The organism is Candidatus Parvarchaeota archaeon (assembly GCA_016866895.1).
Taxonomy (GTDB): domain Archaea; phylum Micrarchaeota; class Micrarchaeia; order Anstonellales; family VGKX01; genus VGKX01.
This window is the reverse complement of record VGKX01000066.1, coordinates 1-6,283: the sequence shown is the minus strand read 5'-3', so window position 1 is coordinate 6,283 and position 6,283 is coordinate 1. Positions and strand designations below refer to the sequence as shown.

3 protein-coding genes are annotated in these 6,283 nt (G+C 48.1%); 1 reads left to right on the top strand and 2 read right to left on the bottom strand.

Annotated elements, in window-relative coordinates; translation table 11 throughout:
* Positions 1-125 precede the first annotated feature (125 nt).
* Entirely contained in the window at positions 126-2,468 is a 2,343-nt protein-coding gene (locus FJZ26_03380; GenBank protein ID MBM3229447.1) for an SMC family ATPase, read from the top strand.
* Positions 2,469-2,531: 63 nt separating this feature from the next.
* Here the strand turns inward: FJZ26_03380 and FJZ26_03375 are convergent, their stop codons facing one another.
* Together FJZ26_03375 and FJZ26_03370 are read right to left on the bottom strand one after the other, a co-directional pair.
* Positions 2,532-4,718 carry a hypothetical protein gene (locus tag FJZ26_03375; GenBank protein ID MBM3229446.1) on the bottom strand — a complete coding sequence of 729 codons (2,187 nt, stop codon included), beginning with the start codon at positions 4,716-4,718 and terminating at the stop codon, positions 2,532-2,534.
* Complete coding sequence (locus FJZ26_03370; protein ID MBM3229445.1) at positions 4,621-5,130, bottom strand: hypothetical protein; 510 nt, start codon at positions 5,128-5,130, stop codon at positions 4,621-4,623. The genes FJZ26_03375 and FJZ26_03370 overlap by 98 nt, the downstream gene beginning before the upstream one ends.
* Positions 5,131-6,283: the final 1,153 nt, after the last annotated feature.

The window sequence follows — 6,283 nt, the reverse complement described above, 5'->3', positions numbered from 1 at the left end:
GCCAAACGTTGCAAGCGCCGAAATCTCCTCTGTTGACAGGCTATAGTCTTTATCTAATTTTTCTCTTGCCCTGCCTTCTTGCTATTTTCCTTTTTTTCCAAAGTGCTTAGGCTTTAGAAACTTCCATGCGAAAGTTAGCGTGGCAGCTTTTGGTCTTGGGGGGCATTCTGGTGATAAAATCAATCGAGCTAACAAACTGGCGCTCGCACAAAAAATCCAGCTTTGCTTTTTCCAGCGGCACAAATTTTCTAGTCGGAATAATGGGCAGCGGCAAAAGCTCGGTCATGGATGCCCTATGCTATGCATTTTTTGGCACTTTTCCCTCGCTAAGGCGCGGCAAGGTCACACTTAAGGATGTGCTGCTGCATGGCTCCAATGAAGACGGGTCAGTAAAGCTTGAATTCGAGTTTGAAAAATCAAGCTATGCAGTGCACAGAATAATTAGTTCAAAAGGCGTAACTGCAGACTCGGAACTTTACCAGGACGGAAAGCTCATTGAAAAGTCGCCAAAGGCAGTGACAAGCAGAATTTGCTCAATCCTGCGGGTTGACTATGACCTGTTCACAAGGGCCATCTACTGCGAGCAAAACAAGGTGGACCATGTCCTCTCCCTTGACCCAAGGCGGCGAAAGCAGGAAATAGACGAGCTTTTGGGCCTTGACAAGTTCGAGCGGGCAAGGGCAGCCATCACAACAGTCATCAATAGGCTTGAGGGCACAAAGCAGGCCCTCGAGCAGGGCTATACGGAGAAGGGGCTTGAGGCGCAAAAGGAAGAAAAGCTTAAGTCGGAGCGGGAGCTTGAAAAGACAAAAGAACAGATAAAGGCCCTTTCCGCATCACTTGGTGTGTGCTCCAAGGAGCTTGTCCAGCTGCAACAAGCATATGAGACGGAAAGCCGCAAAAAGACGGATTTTGAAAGGCATTCTGCCTTGCTTGTAAAGCTTGAAGGCGAGAGGGCCGCTCTGGTGCAGTCAACCGGGGGCCTTGACCAGGCAGCTCTTGAGGCAAGCCTGGCACAGGCAGCTTCTGGACTGGAAAAGGAGTCAATACAGCTCAAGTCGGCAAAATCCGCATTGTCAGTGCTGGACGGCGAGCTTTCCCAAATCTCCTCAAAAGCAGGCTTTCTCAAATCGCAACAGGCAAGGGCTTTGGCAATATCAGAAAACATCGCAAGGAAAAAGGCCGAAATAAAGCAGATTGAAGGTGCTGAAAACAAGGCAATTCTCGAAGGCAGGCTTGCGAGTGCAAATGCAGAGCTTGAGTCGCACCTGAAGCTGCAGGCAGTGTCCCAAAGCATAGGGGAGGAGGCAGCCAAGGCAATACAGGCAATCTCGGGGACTGAGGCAGCCTGCCCGGTGTGCTCAAAGCCCCTTGAAAAAGGGGAGTCAGAGCACATAAAAAAAGAGAAAATGGGAATAATCGAAAATGCAAAAAAGCTTGGGGCAGAAGCGGCGCAAAACGCCTCGACCTGCTCGGCGCAAATAAGGCAGCTGCAATCAAGGCTCAACCAGCTTTCAGGCGCCCAAAGCCTGCTTTCAGGCATGGAATCCGAGCTTGCCTCCGCATCCAACGTTTCACGCGAGCTTGAGGGCCAATTCTCCCTTCTTGAAATCAAGTCAGGTCAAAAGGCCCAGCTAAACGCCCAGATTGCCTCAATCCAGAATTCGTTTTCGGCGATTTCGGTGAAAAAGTCCCAGATTGAAACGCAACTTTTGTCAATCTCAAGGCTGGCTTCTGTCTCAAGGCAAATAGAGCAGCAAAAACAGTCTTTGGCGCTTCTCTCCTACTCTGCCGGCTCAATTGAGGCTGCGCGGGATCTGCTTGAAAAATGCAGGATTGACATAGCCAGGATTGAAAGTTCCCTCTCCCTTGCAGCAAAAAGCCTTGAAAGCCTCCAAGCCCTGTGCCTCCAGCTCTCGGGCGATGTTGGGCGGCTTGAGGCCCAAAGGGCACAGCTTGCGGATTTTGTGTTCCGCCATCAGCAGGCGCTAATCCTAAAAAATTCAATAGAGCTGACGCAGCTGGCTGTCAGAAATGAATACATAACTGCCGTAAACTCCTCTCTTGAAGAAATCTGGAACATAGTCTATCCTTACGGGGACATAAAAAAAGTCAGGCTTTCGGTGGATGGCAAGGATTACTATTTTGAGGCCTTGAAGGACAGGTGGCACCAGCTAGAGGCAATAGCGTCAGGGGGCGAGCGGGCCTGCCTTGCACTGTCGCTTCGCATTGCGTTTGCAACAGTACTCACCCCAAACCTCTCCTGGATAATCCTAGACGAGCCCACACACAATCTTGACTCGGATGCAGTAAGCACCCTTGCAGTTGCCCTTGAGGATAAAATACCCCTGCTTGTACAGCAGGTCTTTGTCATAACACACGATAGCGCCCTTGTTGAGGAGGGGAAGGGAAATGTATACACGCTTTCCAGGAACAAGGCAAATAATGAGCCGACTAAATTAGCGTGAATAGCCAAGAAACAAGCTAGGTTTTTGCTGCAGCCGGATGAATTTGCATTTTTTGCCGTAAGTTTAGCTGCTTTCCCTGATTCGCCTCATAAGAAGTAGGGCTATTGCCTGTGCGCTTTTTTCATCAAGCCCGTCTATGTGGGCATTGGTTATCGAGCGGCTTGTGGCTGTGGAAACATAGACATCATAAAGCCCAAAAACCAAGTCTAGCAAATCCCGGTCCACAAATACATCCTGAATCTTTGAAAACGGTATGACAAGCTGCCTGTAGCCAAGAACGCCTTTGCGAATCATGAGGCAGTCGGAATTTTCGGCATATGCATACCGTGCATAATACTCCTTTTCATAGAAATATTTTGCCGCAATGACGAGTGTAAGTATGACCCAGGCCGCTGCTGCCAAAGCAAGCAAGAACGGTGCGAAAATCCAGATAAGCAAAGTACAAATTGCATTGATAAATATGTAACCTATTGCAAAGCCGACTGTTTTTTTGATTATTTTTCTTTTGTCAAGCGGAAATGAGGAAAGAAGCTGGAGCTTGTCAAGGCCTGCCATTGAGCAGCCCATCTGCCTTGCAACCATCCGGCAAAGTTTTTGAGCCTCCTGCTGCTCAAGGGCCGGTATTGACTCGTTTGCGCTAATTGCGGAAATGGCAACTTCCCTGCTGCCGCCTTCATCCATTAGCTCTTTTGAGCCTGATTCAAATGCAACTGTTGCAAGCCCGGCAAACTTTGAAAGCAGGTCTGCCCCAACTTCAATGTCCTGAATTTTTTTGTAATTTATCTGCTTTCTTGAGACTGAGATGAACTTGATTTGCACTGTAATGTAGTCCTTGGCCATTTCATAGGAAAACGACATTTTTCTTATATATGCATTTACGAGCTGGCTGCATAAAATAAAAGTCCCTAAGGCGGCAGCCCCCCCAACAATAATGGCCGACCAGAGGCCAAACCCTGCTGTCGCAAGCACTACCCCAACAGCCATTGCAATCAAAATCATTGCAGCAAACGCGATTCCTCCAGAATAAAGCGCCCCCCTGGCGAAGTTTGGTACAAAGGGGTTTGCTACAGTTTCAAAATCAGGCGCAGATTGCTGTCGCATGCCAAATCCAGGCTTCCCAACTCTAGCACTTTTAGCGCCTTTGCTCCAAAAGCTGTTTTTATCAAGCTCCTGACTTGCATCTGCTGTGCTTTTCCTGCAAAGTTCCAGAATCTTCTCACGCAAATCGCGGGCCTTGCTTGAAGGAATGTACTGCATCCTAGCAGCTGCGGCACTTGCACTTGTCATTGTTTTGACTACAAGCGTGCTAATCCCAAACATCCGCTCGAACAGGTTCTGTTTCTCATCAACATCCTGGATATTCCTGAACAAAAAGAAGCTTTCGCTTGGGATAAAATACCCCCTTTTTATGTACACTCCATTTTCCCTTAGCTCATAGCGCAGGGCAGTGAAATCCAGGTATGACCAGGCCACGGTTGCGCCTATTGCAAGGGGCGCGAGAAGAATTGCTGGCGGGTACTCGATTATCAGCTGTATTAAAAAGAATACGAATACAATCCCCCCGCTCAATCCTGTCAATAAAACGTAACTCCTTGCCCTTTGCGAAATTTCAATTTCGATTCCAGCGCTCTCCAGTTTTTCTTTATTGACTCCTAGTTCTGAAAGCACCAAATCCCTTATTTTCAGGGCACTTTCATGAGGGAGGCCATCAATGTGCGCTTCCCTTCCAGAAGTCTCAGTAGCAGTGGAAAGATGCAAATCATAAAGCCCGAATATCCTGTCAAGCAAATCCTGGTCAAGATAAACATCCTGCACTTTTGCAAGTGGAATGACTGCCTTCCACGTGCTAAAAACTCCCTTGCTTATAACAAGGCCATCGTCAGTCAGGTCATAAAAATAGCCCTTGTAGTACGCTGTCTGGTAGGCAAAGACGCCTGCAAAAAGCACCCCGAGAAGCAAAATGGAAAGCGCCAAAAGCCCGGGGGAATAAAAAGCGAGCCAGGCAAGCGGAACTAGTACAAACATTCCAAACATTGTAAAAGTGCCAATGGTTTTTTTTATTATCTTTTCTTTTTTCAGCGGCATTTTGCCCACAAGGGTCTCCTTGCCAAAGCGCGCATTGCCCTCTCTTCCCATGCCCCCTGATTCTACTTCAGTCAATGACATTTTTTGCCCTCTTGCGCCTATCAAGTATCGCTGCCTTGAAGCCTTCCGCATCCTGCCTTTCAAGCCCCCCGATGTGTGCAGCACCCGCGCCACTTGCAGTTGCCGTGTACACAGTCACCGTCCACAAGCCAAAAAGGGAATCAGTAATCGTCTGGACCGCATGCACGTCCTGTATGTTCCCATAAGGAAGAAGCGTGTAGCTATGGGCATAAACCCCCTTGCGCAAAAACAGGCAATCCAGGTCAAGGCAGAAAATCAGGCGTTTGTAATATTCTTCTGAATAAAAATAAAGAAACGCGGCTAGAAGCGCAAAAAACACAAGTCCAATTACGCCAATGCCCAAGCCAATTCCGCCTGGCAGAATGCCAACTGCGAAAATGGCAATGCCTCCAATCAAAGCCAATGGGGCAAGAAGCCAAAAAAAGGATGCCCACATCCCCATGCTTGCCTTTTGTGAAAATCTGCAAAAGTTTTTCTTTTTATCCTCATCGAGCATATGGCTGATTATTCCACTGAATATAATTAAATATTTGCTAATTACCGACTTGCCAAATCAACATAAAAAAACTTTTCTGAAAATGGCAGAAGAAGGCTAGCATGCGCGTGCTAATGCTGGCTTGCCTGGCCAATCCCAAAAACTGAAAACAGCCTGGTATATCTTTCGACTTTTTTTGCAACAAGGGATGTGAGGGTCGCATCGCCAAAAGTCTGCTTTTTCACAGCGTACCTGTGGTGGAAGTGCAGGCTGTAGTATATTTGCTGGCTCATCCTCTCGCAGTTTGCACTGTCTGAAAAATAGTCCTCAACAGCGCTTCGCGGGCCGCCTTCCTGCAAATAGGCAAACAGCAGGCTTCCAACATGCTGCAGCATTGCAAGCCCCTTTTCAACAAGCCTTGCCAGCACATAAAAAAGCTCTCTTACAAGTTCTGTTGCATCGACATCGAACTTTATGGGGGCAAGTTGCGTGAAATACGCCCTTTCGCCTTCAATGGCAAGCGAGGAAGGGTCAAACTCGCCAATTGAAATCCGGCTGCCGTGCAGCCTCCCAAGTTTTGAAACAATGTCCTTTGCAATAGCTGCCTTTGCATTCTGTGTTTTACTGCAAGCCCCCTCGACGCCAGGACTGGCTTGGGCCTGCGAAAAAAGGTATGTCGCATCGCCTTGCTCCATTTGCGCGCTTGCCACAAGCTGCGGGTAAATCCCTTCTAGCGCCTTTTCATTCTCACTAATCTGCCGCGCCAATTTCCTTGGAATCCTGCAGCCAATGACAACCCTATTGGAATTTTTTACAACCACAGTGCGCTCAAGCCCCTCCTCGTCCATGTTCTGGGCAATCATTGTAAGAAGCGAGGAATATTTTGAACCCTGGCCTTTTAGCGCAATCTTAAGCCTGTCCTTTTTTGCCTTCTGCCTCTCGCGCTTAACTTTCTGCTTCTTTGTTTCGGCTTCAAATGCAATTGCCTCAACAAGCTCATGGCCCTTGAAATTTTTTGCCGCCCTTGCCTCTTCAACGGCCTTTTCAGCTATTTCTTCAGTGACACTTGTGGAATCCTGCGAAAACTGCGCCCCGTCCAGTAGGTACCTGGCAGCAAAAAGGCTTTCCGGATTGTTTTGCCTTACTCTGGCTAGTGCCTCAGTTAACCCACCCA

Excerpts from the sequence above, each read along its gene's own strand:
- FJZ26_03380 (MBM3229447.1), top strand. The coding sequence starts at position 126 with ATGCGAAAGTTAGCGTGGCAGCTTTTGGTCTTGGGGGGCATTCTGGTG.
- FJZ26_03370 (MBM3229445.1), bottom strand. The coding sequence starts at position 5,130 with ATGCTCGATGAGGATAAAAAGAAAAACTTTTGCAGATTTTCACAAAAG.